Genomic DNA, 16,152 nt, shown 5'->3' on the forward strand with positions numbered 1-16,152 from the left:
ATCACAGCAAATGCCGTCACTGATCGATCTCATCCAGGAAGGCCGCAAGGTCGAGCAACACGGTCCGTGGCCGCGCGCCGTGGTGGATGCTTCGGCCTGGCGATTTGCGGCAGGGGAACTGGCGCAGGGAAACTGGAGCCTGCTCGGCCTGTGGGGCGAACCCGCAACCGTGCACATGGCGATCCTGGACGCGCGCACCGCCGACGTCGCCGTGGTCAGCCTGGATTGTCCCGATCGCGCCTTTCCTTCGGTCGGCAGGCAGCACCCGCCGGCGCTTCGGCTGGAGCGCACCGTCAACGATCTGTTCGGACTGGCGGCGGAAGGCTTGCCCGATACCCGCCCCTGGCTCGATCACGTCAGGTGGGGCGTGCGTTTTCCCCTCGGCGACCGCATCGATGCGCTGCCGAAGGCAACGCCCTATCGCTTCCTGCCGGCGGAGGGCGACGGCTTGCACCAGATCGCGGTCGGTCCGGTACATGCAGGAATCATCGAGCCCGGCCATTTCCGCTTCACGGCGAGCGGCGAGACCGTGGTCCGGCTCGAGCAGCGGCTCGGATACGTCCACAAGGGCATCGAGGGACTGATGACCGGCGCCGGTTACGAGCGGGCCGTCCAGCTCGCCGGGCGCGTCTCCGGCGACAGCACCGTCGCCTATTCCTACGCGTTCTCGCGAGCCGTCGAAGCGGCCCTGCAGCTCACCGTGCCCGATCGCGCGGTGTGGCTGCGCGCGCTGCTCGCCGAACTCGAGCGGCTCGCCAATCATCTCGGCGACATCGGCGCCGTCTGCAACGATGCATCCTTCACGCTGATGCACGCGCATTGCAGCGTGCTGCGCGAGAGCGTGCTGCGTGCATCCAATTCCGCGTTCGGTCATCGATTGCTGCGGGATATCATCGTGCCCGGCGGCGTGAGCCGCGACATCGACGAGCAAGGGCCGGAAACCATCCAGGCGACGCTGGACAACATCCGCCTGCGCTTCCCCGATTTGATCGAACTATACGACAACACCGCATCGCTGCAGGATCGCACCGTCGATACCGGCATGCTCAAACCGGCAATGGCCCAACAATATGCCGCGGGAGGCTATGTCGGCCGCGCCGCCGGCCGGTCCTTCGACGCGCGCCGCACGCTTGCCTATGCGCCGTATGACAGTCTGCGCTTCGAGGTGCCGGTCCTGAACGAGGGCGATGTCAACGCGCGGGTCTGGATCCGTATCCGCGAGGTCGAGCAGAGCCTTTCCCTGATCGACCAGATCCTGGAACGGCTCCCCGACGGACCGCTGGGAACCCATGCCGGCCATATCCGCGAAGCGCGGGAAGGCATGGCGATCGTCGAGGGATTCCGCGGCGACGTTCTGGTCTGGCTCCGCCTGCGCGATGGCCGGATCGAACGTTGCCACCTGCGCGACCCCAGCTGGTTTCAATGGCCGCTGCTCGAAGCCGTGATCGAGAACAACATCGTCGCGGACTTTCCGCTCTGCAATAAGTCGTTCAACTGCTCGTATTCGGGCCAGGATCTCTAGCGATGCGCAAGCTGCTGTTTGAAAGCCTGTTTCGCCGGCCGTTCACGGAAACGGCGCCGTCGCCGGACGATGCCGCGCTGAGCGAGCTTGCAGCCGCGGTCGGCCGCGCGGCGCGGCGGCGGCTCGGCCGCAGCCTCTCGATCCGCGAGGTCGACGCCGGGTCCTGCAACGGATGCGAACTGGAAATCCACGCGCTCAACAACGCCTATTACGACGTCGAACGCTTCGGTCTTCGCTTCGTGGCCTCGCCGCGCCATGCCGATGTCCTGATGGTGACCGGTCCCGTCACCAAGAACATGCGCGAGGCGCTGGAGCGCACCTATCATGCGACCCCCAATCCGAAATGGGTGGTCGCGGTCGGAGATTGCGCGCGCGATGGCGGCTGTTTCGCCGGCAGCTATGCGATCGTTGGCGGCGTCGCCGAGGTGATCCCGGTCGACTTGCACATACCGGGCTGCCCCCCCAATCCGATGACCATGCTGCAAGGGCTGCTGGCGCTGCTCGAACGGGTGGATGCCGTTGCGTCCTGAAGCTCGTTTCGATGCCGCTGTCTGCGCTGGTCCCGCGCGAGCCCATCGCGGCAGGCATCAATTCATCGGGCCCGCTCGAGGGCGCGCGCGGAGGACGCCTTGGGTTGCCGCACCGGCTCCGGCTTTGCGACATGTTCCCGGAGCCGGACGCCGCGGCCTCCGGCCATGCTCGGAACGCCCGGATTGATCAGCTCGATGCCCGCGTTTTCGAGCGCCGAAACCAGCTTCATGAGGGAATCGACATTGGCGCGGATGACGCCGTCGCTGGCTTCCATGCGCTGGATCGTCGGCACCGAAAGGCCCGCCAGTTCGGCCGTCTGCCGCTGATCGATGCTCAGGATCGCACGCGCGGCCCTGAGTTGATTGGCGGTAATCATGAAACGTCGCCCCGGTTGCGGCCGAATATATTCGTCCCATGCAAATTACGGCTTCACGCATCAATTTACAAGCGCAGTATATCAGCGAACCTTCGACGGCGCGGGCGGAGCCGCCTCCATATCGGCCGCCGGCCGGATCGGCGTTCCCGCATATTGCATTATAACAGATGTTTCATGCATATTATTTAATGTCTTAACTCGGATGGGGTTGTCGGCAGTGCGGCTGTTGGGGCGCTACCAGGGAAGAAGCGGCGAGATCGAAATCGTCGAATGTTCGTGGGACGGCACCCGCATCTATTTCGAAGAAGGCGTGCGGCAGAGCCAGGCGACGCCCGACGGTGAGAGCGTATTCACCTATGTGAAGCTGATGGACGAGCTGTTGCACCGCTCGGCCAACATCCTCGTGCTCGGCTGCGGCGGCGGCAACCTCGCCACCCGACTGGCCCGCCGCGGCAAGACGCTGACCATCGTCGACAACAATCCGATCAGCTTCGTGATCGCGCACAAGTTTTTCGGGCTGCCCGACGACCTGAACTGCATGGTCTCCGATTTCCGCAGGTTCATCTATCAGGACGACACGCTCTACGACGGCATCGCCATCGACATCGGCGGCCCCGGTTTCCAGTTCAACGACGAGTTCGACGTCGAGACCTGCGAGGCGATCCGCGCCCGGCTGGCGCCGGGCGGCCGCATCGTCATGAACGTCCTGGTGATGAACGATATCGATCCCCTGCCCGACCGGATTGCGGCGCGGCTCGCCGGCGACAGCTTGAAGGTATGGGTCGTCGACGAGCAGGGCATCGAAGACCGCAACGCGATCATCGCCTGCATCCCGGAACGGCAATTGAACGCGCGCCCGGCGCTCGCCGATGCGATGCGCAATAACTACAATGAGCAGTGGTCGATCCGGCGCGGCCGGCTGCGCAGCCGCGACCTCGCTTACGGATCGCGCAACGGCTGAGACAGCCGCATTGCTGCGGCCTGATTTTCCAGAGACTACATGCTTCGTCGGATGCGAACGCAGCAGCAACGTGCGCTGCAATGACGCGCTGCCACCCACACCCGCCGGGTGAGGCCCGCGCAAACCGATATTGACATTGACGGCATATGGTTTTCACTGCCGCACCGGATTTGACCGGCTTGCGGTCGGCCGCCTGCCGGATAACGTCCAATAACGAACAACAAGACTCCTCGCCACGCCCTCTCCCTGACGATTTAACGGAGCACAAGATGACGCTGATGCAGGTCGGGTTGGACGACAAGTACCGGCTCGAGGCCAAGCGGATCTACCTTTCCGGAACCCAGGCGCTGGTGCGGTTGCCGATGCTGCAGCGCGAACGCGACCGCATCCAGGGTCTCAACACCGCCGGATTCATCTCCGGCTACCGCGGCTCGCCGCTCGGCATGTACGACAACGCCTTGTGGCGCGCCAAACCGTTCCTGCAGTCGCACGATATCGCTTTCGTCCCCGGACTAAACGAGGACCTTGCGGCAACAGCGGTCTGGGGCAGCCAGCAGGTCGGACTGTTTCCCGGCGCCAAGGTCGATGGTGTGTTCGGCATCTGGTACGGCAAGGGGCCCGGCGTGGATCGCTCGGCCGATGCGCTGAAGCATGCCAATTCGGCAGGCTCGGCACGGCATGGCGGGGTGCTGGCGCTGGCCGGCGACGATCATGGCTGCCAATCCTCCACGCTCGCGCACCAGAGCGAACAGATCTTTGCCGCAGCCCTGATGCCGATCCTCAATCCGGCGACGCTGCAGGACTACCTCGATCTCGGAACCTACGGCTTTGCGCTGTCCCGCTTCTCCGGCTGCTGGGTCGGCTTCAAGGCGATCTCGGAAACCGTCGAGAGTTCGGCCTCGATCTACAGCGATCCGTCCCGCATTCAGGTCGTATTGCCGACGGACTTCGAAATGCCGCCGGGCGGATTGAACATCCGATGGCCCGATCCACCGCTCGAAGCGGAGCGGCGGCTGCACGGTGCGAAAATGGCGGCCGTCGCAGCCTTTGCGCGCGCCAACCAGCTCGACCGCGTCGTGCTCGACAGCAAGCCGGCACGGCTCGGCATCGTCGCGACCGGCAAAGCCTATCTGGATTTGCGGCAGGCGATGGCCGACCTCGGAATCAGCGAGCGCGACGCCCAGGAGATCGGCCTTCGCATCTACAAGGTCGCGATGACCTGGCCGCTGGAAGAGAGCGGCGCGAAACGTTTTGCCGAAGGCCTGCAGGACGTGCTGGTGGTCGAGGAAAAGCGCGGCTTCATCGAAGATCAGCTGGTGCGCATTCTCTACAACATGGACGCCTCGAGGCGTCCGTCGGTGGTCGGCAAGCGCGACGAATCCGGCGCCGTGCTGCTGCCGAGCGAGGGCGAGCTGACGCCGACCATGGTCGCCGCAGCCCTGGTCTCGCGCCTGCGCCGCCTCGGTCACCAAAGTCCGGCTCTGGAACAGCGGCTGGCGCGGCTCGAAGCCTTCGAACACCCGGCGACGATGCGCGCGCCGCTGGCGCTGCAGCGGACGCCGTATTTCTGTTCGGGTTGCCCGCACAACACCTCCACCAAGGTGCCGGAGGGCAGCCGCGCGATGGCCGGCATCGGCTGTCACGGCATGGCGCTGTCGATTCCGAGCCGCCGCACCGCGACCATCTCGCATATGGGCGCCGAGGGCGTGAACTGGATCGGCCAGGCGCCGTTCACCTCGGAGCCGCACATCTTCCAGAATCTCGGCGACGGCACCTACACCCATTCGGGCCTGCTGGCGCTGCGGGCGGCCTCGGCCTCTGGCGTCAGCATCACCTACAAGATCCTCTACAACGACGCCGTCGCCATGACCGGCGGGCAGCCCGCCGAGGGCGGCCTCACCGTCTCGCAGATCGCCCATCAGGTCTGGGCCGAAGGCGCCAAGCGCGTCGCGGTCGTCTCGGACGATCCGGCGAAATACCCGGGCAGGGATTACTTCCCGCAAGGCGCCACGGTGCACCACCGCCGCGAGCTCGACCAGGTTCAGCGCGAGCTGCGCGAGGTCAAGGGTCTCACCGTTCTGATCTACGACCAGACCTGCGCCGCCGAGAAGCGCCGCCGCCGCAAGCGCGGCCTCTATCCGGATCCGCCGAAGCGGGTCTTCATCAACGATCTCGTCTGCGAGGGCTGCGGCGATTGCTCGCAGACCTCCAATTGCGTGTCGGTGCAGCCGCTCGATACCGAATTCGGGCGCAAGCGGCAGATCGACCAATCGAACTGCAACAAGGACTATTCCTGCGTCGAGGGATTTTGCCCGAGCTTCGTCACCGTCCATGGCGGCACGCTGAAGAAAGCGGAAACCTCCGCGGTCGATTCAGGCCAGCTGTTCGCCGACCTTCCGCTGCCGCCGCGGCGCGAACTGGACGGGCCATACAACATCCTCGTCACCGGCATCGGCGGCACCGGGGTCATCACCATCGGCGCGCTTCTGGGCATGGCCGCCCATCTCGACGGCCGCGGCTGTTCGGCGCTGGACTTCACCGGGCTATCGCAGAAGAACGGCGCCGTGATGAGCCATGTCCGGATCGCACCGGCTCCGGAGGACATCGCCACGGTGCGGATCGCCTCTGGTGGCGCCGACCTCATTCTCGGCTGCGACATCGTGGTTTCCGCCAACGACACCGCGCTCAGCCGTGTCGAACGCGGCGCGACCCGGGCCATCGTCAACGCCGACCTGCAGCCGACCGCAAGCTTCGTGATGAATCCCGATATCGATTTCGAGATGAATGCGATGCAGAGCGCGCTGCGCGAGGCTATCGGCGACAGGAATCTCGACATCCTCGACGCCACCGGCATCGCGTCGGCCCTGATGGGCGACAGCATCGCCACCAATTCGTTCCTGCTCGGCTATGCCTTCCAGAAGGGCACCATTCCGCTTTCGCTGGAAGCTATCCTGCGCGCCATCGAGATCAACGGCGCCGCGATCGAGATGAACAAGCAGGCATTCTCCTGGGGCAGGCTGGCGGCGCACGATCTCGCCCGCGTTCGCAACGTCATCCAGTTCCGGTCTCGCGCCGCGGCGCCGGCAACCCGGACGCTGGATGAATCGATCGCCTACCGGGCCAAGTTCCTGAGCGCGTATCAGGATCAGTCCTACGCCGACCGCTATCTCGCAGCCGTCGCCCGGGTTCGCAACGCTGAAACCAGGGCCGCGCCCGGTTCCAGCGAACTCACCGAGGCGGTGGCGAAAAACCTCTTCAAGCTGATGGCCTACAAGGACGAATACGAGGTGGCGCGACTCTACACCGACGGCTCCTTCGCCGCGAATCTCGGCGAGAAATTCGACGGCAACGTCCGCCTCAAATTTCATCTCGCCCCGCCCGTCTTCGCGCACCGCGACAAGGCAACCGGCCATCTGCTGAAGAAGGAGTATGGTGGCTGGATGATCCACGCGTTCCGGCTGCTGGCGCGGCTCAAATTCCTGCGCGGCACGGCGTTCGATCCGTTCGGCTACACCGCCGAGCGGAAAACCGAACGCAAGCTGATCGACGACTACCTCGCGATGATCGAGCAGCGCTCCGCAAATCTGAAGGGCGAGCAGATTCCGGTGCTGGCCAGACTGGCGCGGCTTCCGGAAACGATCCGCGGCTATGGCCACATCAAGGAACAGAGCATCGGCAAGGCGCTGGCCGAGAAGGCGCGGCTGGAAGCGGAGCTGGAAAACAGCCGCTTTGCGGTCGCCGCCGAATAGTCCCGCGGCGGGCGCGCAACGCCTGCGGCCGTGTGGGCGCGGCTAGCCTTCGGCCGACAACGCCGGTTCGGCCTCGGCGGCAAGAAAGCCCTCGAGGGCCTTCAGGACTTCCTCGGGCTTGTCGTGCTGCAGCCAGTGCGCCGCGCCTTCGATCCGCACCAGTTCGGCCTGCCGGAAATGCCCGAGCACCCCGGCGGTCGCCGGATCGGGCAGGAAGCTCTCGCTGCCCGAGACCAGCAGGGTCGGGCACGCGATGCGCGACCACAGCGCGACGTAGTCTTCCAGCGACAGCCGGTACGGCGCACGGGCGCGCAGATAGGGATCGAACTTCCAGCTGTATCTGCCGTCGGCATCCTGCTTCAGCGCGTGGGTGGCCAGATGCATCGCCTGCTCGCGCGTCAGCCTGGCATTGCGCGCCTGGATTCGATCGGCGCCATCGGCCACCGAAGCGTAGCGATGCGCCTTTCGCTGCGCCGTCTTGTCGAGATCGGATACCCATTCGGCGATCCGCACGTCGATCGGCTTGACTTTTCTCGCCGGAAAATTGGTCACGCCGTCGAGCACGACCAACCGCGATACTTGTTCCGGAAAGGCCCCGGCATAGGCCAGGCTGACCATGCCTCCCATCGAATGGCCGACGAGCGCGAATTTTTCCAGCCCCTCGGACTTCACCAGGCATCTCAGATCGTAGACGTGATCGGCCAGGCTGTAGCTGCTGCCCGTCGCCCACTCGGAATCGCCATGCCCGCGGAGATCGGGAGCGATGACATGAAATCTCCCCCTCAGCGCGCGGGCCAGATGATCCCAGCTGCGGGATTGATCGAGGCCGCCGTGAACGAGGATCAGCGGCGGCGCCGACGGGTTGCCCCAGTCGGTGTAGTGAAGCCGAAGTCCCTGAGACCTGTAATAGCGCGCTTGCGGAGCGTCCGGTGCTGTATCCATGGCGCCTACTTAAAGGCTGGCCCCGCGCAGGTCCAGTATTCCGGAAGCGAGCCCATGCGGGACAACGTCCCTGAGCATGGAGATCGGAAACGCCGGCCTTCCGGTCAAACGGGACTTAGTGTCCGCTCAGAACCAGGGTCTTGACCGGAAGCAGCAGAGCCTGGATGCGTAACAACATCGCATGCACGATGCCGACGGCGTCCACGGCATGCAACACAAAACGCTTGAACGCGCCGGTTTCCTTTGCGGCAATCAGCTCGTGGTTGCTGGTATAGGCATTGACGATGCAACTGCTCCCCGGCGTAACGTCCTCGAGACCGCCTTTATAGATCGGCTCCATGAACGCGAGAATGGTGCCCGGAGCCAACACTTGCCGCGCGTCGAGCAGTTGCTCGCCACCCCTGAACTGGCCCGCGGCGATGTAATTCTGTACGCCCGTCACCACCATCGGAATGACGGTCCACGGCTTTGAAATGCATACCGCCTCGGCGACCATTCCAACCTTCATGACCTGCGCCTCGATTTGTCCAAACCCTGCCGAAAGGGTTCGCTCTCCCGCACCGTCGGGAATGAGAATGCCGGCAGACCGCATCACCGGATTGACGACATCTCCCGCGCGCAAGGTGAACTGCTCGACGCGGCCTGCGACTCCCGCGCGAATATAGGTCTTGTCCAGATCCACCTGGGCTTCGGCGAGCGCCGCCTGCGCGCTTGCTTTCTCAGCGGGCAGAAGTGCGGTCAGGCGGATCGACGCCGATTGCTTCGAAGCCGTTGCGGAATCGAGGGCGCCCTGGCGGCCCGCGAGCAGCACCTCGAGCTTCTCGATGTCACGCTGCGGGACGATGCCGGGACTACGTTTTTGCAGTTCCCGCTTGACGTCGAGCTCATCCGAAGCCTGCTGATAGTCGCCCTTCGCTTGCTGGATCTGTCCGTCCGCCTTGAGAACATCCGCCTGCGCGGCCAGCAGAGCGGCATCCACTTCGGCAATCTTGCGCCGGGCCGTTTCCAGCGCGGCCTCCTGCTTTGTACTGTCCAGCTTGAAGATCACGTCACCCTTCTTGACGGGAGCGCTGAAGTCAACGTGAACCTCCGACACCCGGCCGTTGATCTCGGGAACGATGGGAACGGTCCTGAAGAACAAGGTAGCGGTCGTGGTTGACGGGTGAAAATAGAAGATGACCGTGATCAGGGCGACAGTCAGCATCAAGCAGGCGATGATGCCAAACCTCAGTTCAAACCACACCGAATAGAGCGTGATCTCGTGGCCGAGACGCTTTCCCTGCCGATAACGGCGATAGAGATAGTCCGGAAAGATGGTCAGCAGGGAGCAGAGAAGCAGCTCAAGCATGGCCCTGCACCTCGCTATTGCCGGCGCCGACTTTCGTCTCCGGCCCTTCCGCGGCAACCACGTGAATGGCGCTTTCGCCGACCTTCTCCGCCGCTCCGTCACCGGGCGGTACGCCCGCCATTTTCTCGACCGACCCCGCGATTCTGCGCAGCGGCGTGCCGAAATCGGGCAAATCGATCATGGCAAGAAACAGCCCGATTACCCAAAAAATGTGCATATGCGTGAAGAGCGCGAGCAAGCCCAGTACAGCCACGATTTCGAATTGCAGCTTCTGTGACCTGTGCGCCATCCGCTCCGGCAAAGTGTGCAAATGCAGATAGAAATTGCCGACCGCCAGAACGGCACCGATCAGAACGATACCGACCACTACCATCAGGACATCGGTATCGCCCGGAGCCGTTATGAAGCTCGGGAGATGATGGGTAGCGGTTGGATGAAGCGGCTCGCTCACTCAGTTCTCCATTGCGGGATGCCGTCGCAGAACAGGAGACCGTACTTCTACCAGAAATCCGTACAACGCATCAGGGCCGTCGATCCAGATTTTCCGATACCAGTCGGGTAATCAGTTTCCGGCCTGAACTTGCTCCAGGGCGAAGCGATAGAATTCGTCCATCCTGGCGGCGATCAGCTGTTGCGAAATCCCCTTTGGCGCGAGATCTTTCGACACCTTGAGCAAAGTGTCCTCGTCGCGCTGGTTTGCCAGATCCGCGGTGACCAGCTCACTGGCGTAGGCCCTGGCCGCATCGCCGGCGAGGCCGAGTTGTCCGGCAGCCCAATCGCCGAGCAGCTTGTTGCGCCTTGCCGTCGCCTTGAACCTGATTTCCTCGTCGTGGACGAACTTGTTCTCAAAGCCCTGCTCACGTTTGTCGAAGGTGGTCATGATCGTGGTCCTCGATTGTCTCCAGATCCATCATGCCTTCTCGCGGCTCCCTGCCCCCGCGGTCTGTTCAGAACGCCGCCGTCGTAGCCAGACTCGTGTGGATAGACTTGTAATGGTCTAGCAGCGCGACCGCGCGATCGAGTTCATCGCCGGCCGACTTGCTCGCGAGCCCCTCCTGCATCTCCTCGATCGTCGCCTTGAATCCGGCCAGATCGAAGTCGTCGACTGTTACAGCGCTTTCCGCAAGGATGGTGAGTTCGCCTCGCGAAAATTCGGCGAGGCCTCCCAGCACGACGAAGCTGTCGCGGACGCTTCCGGCGATCGCCGTCACGATCCCCGGACGGAGCGTGGCGACAACAGGTGCGTGGCCGGCAAGGACACCGAAATCGCCCTCCACCCCGGGCAGGTCGACCTGATCGGCCTGGCCTGCGAACAACAGCCTTTCCGGCGATACAAGGCTCAGCTGGAAGGTTGCCACTGCGCGCTCCGCACAACTCCAGGAAAAATCATATTGCTAGCAAGTGTTCAGCGTCGGGGCACCCGTCAAGGGCCAAAATACGCTGTTGCGCCGAATCGGCGGCGGCCGCGCTTGCGAGATGGACTATCTGCGGCGCCGGGCCGGTGGCGGCAGCGGCAGTCCGAGGTCGCGCTGCCAGATCGTCCCGTTATCGAACTGGATCAGCATGCCGTCCGGCGAATAGACCGCGCCCTGGTTCTGGTTCTCGACCCAGATCCGGGTCGCCGGCGCAAACCAGTCGGGCCAAGCACGGGAAGGCTCGCCCGCCTCATTCAACAGATTCAGTTGGGGGCCGTTTTGGGTGATGAAGGCCTGATAGCCGACGAGGCCTTGCCGGCACATCTGGACGCATTTGTAGGTGCCGGTCAGGTTGATCGATTGCGCCGACGCTCCGGTTGCGGCGACAGCGGCCAGCAAACCAAATGCCAATGAAACCGTTCTCATGAACATCACTCCACTGTTGGTCTCGATTTCTTGGTAGCCGCCCCTCCGCCGCCCCCTGTTGATCTGTGTCAAGCGAACCCGCCTCGGCACGGACCGGGCGGGCGACGCGATACTTGATCTGGGTCAGGCCGGCGCAGCCGCACCCCGATACAAAAATGTCATGAGCGCATCGTCCTTTCAGCAGGAAGGCTACGACGAATTCCGCTGGACCATCGCGACCGTGGCGGCGCTGACCTGCTGCGCCGTTCTGCTCGCTGCGGCCATCGTGGTGACCGCCACCGGCGATCGCTTCGAGTACAGACCGGCGGCGTCGGAACTTTCACGCTATGACGATGAACTCGTTCGGTCCTTCGAAGCGCTGCAGGCCACTGAGGCCGCGAGAAATCTTTCGCCGCGCAGCACGGAAAGCCCTCAAACCTCCGGCGCCGCTGTTCCCGAAACAAACGCGAAGTCTGGTCCCGCAGCCGCCGGCAACCGCAAGGCGGCTGACGCGCCCAAACGGCGGCGGATCGCAGTTCGTCTCAAGAGCCCCTGGTGCACGGGCGTGCTGCGTTACCAGCCGTTCCGCAGTTGCCGCCCCCGGCCACGATGAGCGCGGCATGTGCATGGCGAGAACGGTTGATGCCCCTCAAGCAATCCTGCCTAGCGAACCCCGAGCAGCGAGCGGCGATAGCCGTTGCTGCGCACTTCCTCCAGGCACGCGAAGCTGCCGTTGCTGCCCTGCCCGTAGCGCTTCTGACGCTTGGCGTAATAGATACCTTTTCGGAAATCGAGCCACACCACGGTGTCGGCGGGACAATGCCGTTGCGCCTGCGCCTCGTAACGAAACGGCGTCAGCGGCGTCGCGGCAGCACTATTCGCGCCGCATGCAACCATCAGCACCGTCAGCAGCCCGGCCGTGTGCTTGAGAGAATTCCACATCGAGAACACCGCCTAAACCCATCGTGAACCGCCGGTGAGGTTGAGGGGTCAGCCTGACCGCGACTTCAATCCTCGGCGGAGGGCTCACTGTCATCCAATCTCTGCATGTTTTCCAGTATCTTGAGCAGGTAGTGGAGCGCATGCGCAATGTCGTTGATGGAAAAATCCGTGAGTACCTGTTCGTAGTATGCGCGGATTTTCGGCTGAGCCTGAATTTGCCACACGCGACGCCCCGATGCGGTCATCGTCACCATTCTGGAGCGCCGATCCCGCGAAGCGGTAGCGACTGAGATATGACCGTCCCGCTCCATGCGGCTGATCAGCCCGGCCAGGCTCTGCCGGGTCACCATGAGGTACTTCGCGAGATCACCGATGCTTATGCCGCTTTGCGCGCCTTCCCGCGACAGCGCCCCCAGTACCGCCCATTGCTGCGTGGTGAGACCTTCCGCCTCGACCGCCCGGCTCCCCGTTTTATGCAACATATTAGCACATTGATAGAGGCGAAAGAACAGCCTGTTGGCCAATTCCAGCCTGGTCGCAAGCTCTCCTGATGCTGCTAACGTTAGCTGCCGGCTCTTTGCCATCGCGATTTTCGCTCTTGTGCCTGGATGCATACTATGACAATATATTGTCATATAATATGCCGGGATGCAAGGCATTCGGCCTAGACTACGGCTCAGACCGAGAGCCCGGCACAAAAACGGGAGGTGTCATGAAGCGTTTCGCTGGCAAGACGGTCATCGTCACAGGCGGGGGCGGCGGCATCGGCGGTGCGACTTGCCGCAGGTTCGCCCGTGAAGGCGCGCAGGTCGCCGTGTTCGATCTCAATCCTGAAGCGGCAGAAAAAGTGGCTTCGGCTATCCGGAAGGATGGCGGTGCCGCGGAAGCGTTCCGTTGCGACATCACGGAAAGAAAGAGCGTCGATGCTGCGGTCGCCGCCGCGGAATCCAGGTTTGCGCCAATCGACATATTGGTCAACAACGCCGGCTGGGACATCTTTTGTCCTTTCGCCAAAACTGAACCGGCGCAATGGGACAAGCTCATCGCGGTTAACCTGACCGGCGCGTTGCATATGCACCACGCGGTGCTGCCCGGCATGACCGCGCGCAAGTCTGGCCGCATCGTCAACATCTCGTCGGACGCTGCGCGCGTCGGCTCGTCCGGCGAGGCCGTTTATGCCGCCTGCAAGGGCGGCCTCGTGGCGTTCTCGAAGACGATCGCTCGCGAGCACGCCCGTCATGGCATCACCGTGAACGTCGTCTGTCCGGGACCAACCGACACTGCGCTGTTTGCCGATTACAAGGAGGGTGCCGGCAATCCGGAAAAACTGGTGGAAGCGTTCAAGCGGTCGATCCCCCTCGGACGCATCGGCCAGCCCGAGGACCTGCCTGGCGCCATCCTGTTCTTCGCGAGCGACGATGCCGCCTATGTGACGGGCCAGGTGCTGAGCGTATCCGGCGGCCTGACGATGAACGGCTGATCGAGATTTTGGGGAGGAAAAGATGGAATTCGAGGATCTGATTTACGAAATCCGCAACGGCGTGGCCTGGATCATCATCAACCGGCCGGACAAGATGAACGCCTTTCGCGGCAAGACCTGCGACGAGCTGATCAAGGCGCTGTACAAGGCAGGCTATGACAAGAACGTCGGCGCGATCGTTCTCGCCGGCGCAGGCGATCGGGCCTTTTGCACGGGCGGCGACCAGTCGGCCCATGACGGCAACTATGACGGCCGAGGCACGATCGGCCTGCCGATGGAAGAGCTGCATACGGCGATACGCGACGTGCCAAAGGTGGTGATTGCACGCGTGCAGGGTTATGCGATCGGCGGCGGCAACGTGCTGTGCACGATATGCGACCTGACAATCTGTTCGGAGAAGGCCACCTTTGGCCAGGTCGGCCCCAAGATGGGCTCGGTGGATCCCGGCTACGGCACGGCGTTTCTGGCCCGGGTCGTCGGCGAAAAGAAGGCTCGCGAGATGTGGTATATGTGCCGCCGCTACTCCGGGCAGGAGGCAGTCGCCATGGGGCTGGCCAACACCTGCGTTCCGCACGACCAACTCGACGCGGAAGTGCAGAAGTGGGGCGAGGAATTGTGCGAGCGCAGCCCGACAGCGATCGCGATCGCCAAGCGCAGCTTCAACATGGATACCGCCCACCAGGCCGGCATCGCCGGCATGGGCCTGTATGCGCTCAAGCTCTATTACGACACCGAGGAATCCCGCGAAGGCGTCAAGGCGCTGCAGGAGAAGCGCAAGCCCGACTTCCGCAAGTTCTCCAAGTAACGAACCGCATGCAAAACCGCCGTTCAGGCGGCCCGGTGGGGATATGTCTCATATGTCAAGGAGGCGAGTAGGTGAACCCGTATCTCGACGAAGATCTGGTCGCGCTCGGCGATCAGGTCAGGCGGTTCGCGGCCGACCGCATCGCTCCAGGCTTCCAGGAGCGTGACAGGACGCGCCTCCTCGATCGCGGGCTGATGAAGGCGATGGGCGAAATGGGATTCATCGCCCCGGAACTGCCGGAGCGATTCGGTGGCCTGGGAACGGGCTGCCTTGCGGCCGGAGTGATCCACGAAGAGGTCGCACGCGCCGATCTCAGCATTTCCTACGTCAATCTGCTGGCCTGGCTGAATGGTCAGATCCTGTCGCATCACGGCCGGCCGGATGTCGCCAAACCCTGGCTCGCGCGTCTGATCAGCGGCGAGGCGCTTCTGGCCCTCGCACTGACCGAACCGCGTGGCGGTTCCGACGCAGCCAATCTGCGCCTGCAGGTCGAACGGATCGGCGACGAATACGTCGTCAATGGCGAAAAGACATCGATTTCGGCTGCCGATCAGGCGGATGCGGCCGTGGTGTTCGGTCGTACCGGACCGCCGGAATCCGGCGCCCATGGCGTTACGGCACTGCTCATCCCGATGGATCTGCCGGGCATCACGCGGAGCCGCTTCGATTGTCACGGCCAGCGCGCCATCGGACGCGGCTCCCTGTTTTTCGAAAACGTTCGCGTGCCCGTTTCGCATCGCCTCGGCGAGGAGAACAAAGGCTTCGTGCAGGTGATGCAGGGCTTCGATTTCTCGCGTGCCCTGATCGGACTGCAGGTTCTCGCCGTCGCGCGCGTCGCACTGGAGGAGGCCTGGGCCTATGTCGTGGAGCGGCAGGCGTTCGGCCAACCATTGGCTGCCTTTCAGGGCGTGTCGCATCCGCTCGCCGAACTCGACACGCAGCTCGAGGCGGCCCGCCTGCTTTGCCTGCAGACACTGTGGCTGAAAGACAAGGGAGCCCGGCATAGCGCGGAGGCAGCCATGTGCAAATGGTGGGCACCAAAGCTTGCCTATGATGTCGTTCATCAATGCCTGCTGATGTTCGGCCACGGCGGCTACGACCGTGGCCCGATGGAGCAGCGACTGCGCGACGTCCTCGGCTTCCAGATCGGCGACGGCACGGCCCAGATCATGAAGACCATCATCGCCCGTACGCGGGCCGGCCGGGCGGCGGTCCCCGCCTAGAAGAAGCACGTCGCGCGAAGCGAAGCGGGAACCCCGTTCGCCTGACCGCAAAGGGCCGCGCGCCCGCCGAGCGCGCGATGGCCGCCGGTAAGGTTGACAGGTTAGCTTAACCGGCGACTTCAATTGCGGCGCTACCGGTGCGCGCTATCGTGCACTGACCGGGAATTCTCCCGGCGCACGGCCGTCGAGCGATCCAGATCCGCATGACGGCTTGGTTAGCGGAAGGCATGATGCTCGCTGAACGCCGGGAGCGATTTCGAATATTGGGCCTGAGCCCAAAGCCCGCCTGGGCCGAGGTCTGGCATCTCTGGAACGTCGTCATGCCCCGGCGATCGATCACCGGACGCCTGCTGACCGGCCGGGTCTGGCGGCGCCATGACGGCCGGCGCTGGATCTACAAGAAATTCACCGAGCACGAGAGCTGAAACGCAAAGCGAAGCAGGCGCAGCTCAG

Annotated in this window: 18 protein-coding genes; 9 read left to right on the forward strand and 9 right to left on the reverse strand. The window is 63.7% G+C overall.

Annotated elements, in window-relative coordinates; genetic code table 11:
• Positions 1–10: 10 nt before the first annotated feature.
• Positions 11–1,522 (forward strand): hydrogenase large subunit, encoded by a 1,512-nt coding sequence (locus KMZ29_RS20220; RefSeq protein ID WP_215620876.1) that lies wholly within the window; start codon positions 11–13, stop codon positions 1,520–1,522.
• Between the two features lie 2 nt (positions 1,523–1,524).
• A complete protein-coding gene (locus tag KMZ29_RS20225) occupies positions 1,525–2,052 on the forward strand; it encodes an NADH-quinone oxidoreductase subunit B family protein (protein WP_215620877.1) in 528 nt (175 codons plus the stop codon).
• A 62-nt stretch (positions 2,053–2,114) separates the two neighbouring features.
• Here the strand turns inward: KMZ29_RS20225 and KMZ29_RS20230 are convergent, their stop codons facing one another.
• On the reverse strand, positions 2,115–2,429 hold the full coding sequence (locus KMZ29_RS20230; RefSeq protein WP_215620878.1) for a helix-turn-helix domain-containing protein: 315 nt from the start codon (positions 2,427–2,429) through the stop codon (positions 2,115–2,117).
• Positions 2,430–2,646: 217 nt separating this feature from the next.
• On the opposite strand from KMZ29_RS20230, the gene KMZ29_RS20235 reads away from it, so the two are divergent.
• Both KMZ29_RS20235 and KMZ29_RS20240 read left to right on the forward strand, forming a co-directional pair.
• Complete coding sequence (locus KMZ29_RS20235; protein WP_249779967.1) at positions 2,647–3,390, forward strand: polyamine aminopropyltransferase; 744 nt, start codon at positions 2,647–2,649, stop codon at positions 3,388–3,390.
• Positions 3,391–3,659: 269 nt separating this feature from the next.
• Entirely contained in the window at positions 3,660–7,139 is a 3,480-nt protein-coding gene (locus KMZ29_RS20240; protein WP_215620880.1) for an indolepyruvate ferredoxin oxidoreductase family protein, read from the forward strand.
• A gap of 42 nt (positions 7,140–7,181) precedes the next feature.
• On the opposite strand, the gene KMZ29_RS20245 is transcribed toward KMZ29_RS20240, so the two are convergent.
• The 6 genes from KMZ29_RS20245 to KMZ29_RS20270 all read right to left on the reverse strand — a co-directional run bounded on the left by KMZ29_RS20245 (position 7,182) and on the right by KMZ29_RS20270 (position 11,270).
• Positions 7,182–8,081, reverse strand: a complete 900-nt coding sequence (locus KMZ29_RS20245; RefSeq protein ID WP_215620881.1) for an alpha/beta fold hydrolase — start codon at positions 8,079–8,081, stop codon at positions 7,182–7,184.
• 115 nt (positions 8,082–8,196) lie between these two features.
• Positions 8,197–9,429 carry an HlyD family secretion protein gene (locus KMZ29_RS20250; RefSeq protein WP_215620882.1) on the reverse strand — a complete coding sequence of 411 codons (1,233 nt, stop codon included), beginning with the start codon at positions 9,427–9,429 and terminating at the stop codon, positions 8,197–8,199.
• A complete protein-coding gene (locus KMZ29_RS20255; protein WP_215620883.1) occupies positions 9,422–9,880 on the reverse strand; it encodes a hypothetical protein in 459 nt (152 codons plus the stop codon). Before KMZ29_RS20255 ends, KMZ29_RS20250 begins: the two co-directional genes overlap by 8 nt.
• Before the next feature lie 111 nt (positions 9,881–9,991).
• Entirely contained in the window at positions 9,992–10,309 is a 318-nt protein-coding gene (locus tag KMZ29_RS20260; protein WP_215620884.1) for a DUF1476 domain-containing protein, read from the reverse strand.
• 67 nt (positions 10,310–10,376) lie between these two features.
• Positions 10,377–10,787, reverse strand: coding sequence for a F0F1 ATP synthase subunit epsilon (locus KMZ29_RS20265; protein ID WP_215620885.1), 411 nt, complete (start codon positions 10,785–10,787; stop codon positions 10,377–10,379).
• Positions 10,788–10,910: 123 nt separating this feature from the next.
• Entirely contained in the window at positions 10,911–11,270 is a 360-nt protein-coding gene (locus KMZ29_RS20270) for a hypothetical protein (protein WP_215620886.1), read from the reverse strand.
• A 160-nt stretch (positions 11,271–11,430) separates the two neighbouring features.
• Here KMZ29_RS20270 and KMZ29_RS20275 point away from each other — a divergent pair, with 160 nt between their 5' ends.
• A complete protein-coding gene (locus KMZ29_RS20275) occupies positions 11,431–11,862 on the forward strand; it encodes a hypothetical protein (RefSeq protein WP_215620887.1) in 432 nt (143 codons plus the stop codon).
• Positions 11,863–11,912: 50 nt separating this feature from the next.
• Here the strand turns inward: KMZ29_RS20275 and KMZ29_RS20280 are convergent, their stop codons facing one another.
• Together KMZ29_RS20280 and KMZ29_RS20285 are read right to left on the reverse strand one after the other, a co-directional pair.
• Positions 11,913–12,146 carry a hypothetical protein gene (locus KMZ29_RS20280; RefSeq protein WP_249779968.1) on the reverse strand — a complete coding sequence of 78 codons (234 nt, stop codon included), beginning with the start codon at positions 12,144–12,146 and terminating at the stop codon, positions 11,913–11,915.
• A gap of 110 nt (positions 12,147–12,256) precedes the next feature.
• The gene (locus KMZ29_RS20285) at positions 12,257–12,775 is read right to left on the reverse strand and encodes a MarR family winged helix-turn-helix transcriptional regulator (protein ID WP_215620888.1); all 519 of its coding nucleotides are present in this window, start codon (positions 12,773–12,775) and stop codon (positions 12,257–12,259) included.
• 128 nt (positions 12,776–12,903) lie between these two features.
• Between KMZ29_RS20285 and badH the strand changes: the two genes are divergently transcribed.
• From badH to KMZ29_RS20305, 4 genes are all read left to right on the forward strand, one after another.
• Entirely contained in the window at positions 12,904–13,671 is a 768-nt protein-coding gene (gene badH, locus KMZ29_RS20290; protein ID WP_215624343.1) for a 2-hydroxycyclohexanecarboxyl-CoA dehydrogenase, read from the forward strand.
• A 22-nt stretch (positions 13,672–13,693) separates the two neighbouring features.
• Complete coding sequence (gene badI / locus KMZ29_RS20295) at positions 13,694–14,476, forward strand: 2-ketocyclohexanecarboxyl-CoA hydrolase (RefSeq protein WP_215620889.1); 783 nt, start codon at positions 13,694–13,696, stop codon at positions 14,474–14,476.
• Between the two features lie 71 nt (positions 14,477–14,547).
• Positions 14,548–15,699 (forward strand): cyclohexanecarboxyl-CoA dehydrogenase, encoded by a 1,152-nt coding sequence (gene aliB, locus KMZ29_RS20300; protein WP_215620890.1) that lies wholly within the window; start codon positions 14,548–14,550, stop codon positions 15,697–15,699.
• Positions 15,700–15,962: 263 nt separating this feature from the next.
• Complete coding sequence (locus KMZ29_RS20305) at positions 15,963–16,124, forward strand: hypothetical protein (RefSeq protein WP_369810037.1); 162 nt, start codon at positions 15,963–15,965, stop codon at positions 16,122–16,124.
• The last annotated feature ends 28 nt before the right edge of the window (positions 16,125–16,152 follow it).

Source organism: Bradyrhizobium sediminis, assembly GCF_018736085.1.
Taxonomy (GTDB): domain Bacteria; phylum Pseudomonadota; class Alphaproteobacteria; order Rhizobiales; family Xanthobacteraceae; genus Bradyrhizobium; species Bradyrhizobium sediminis.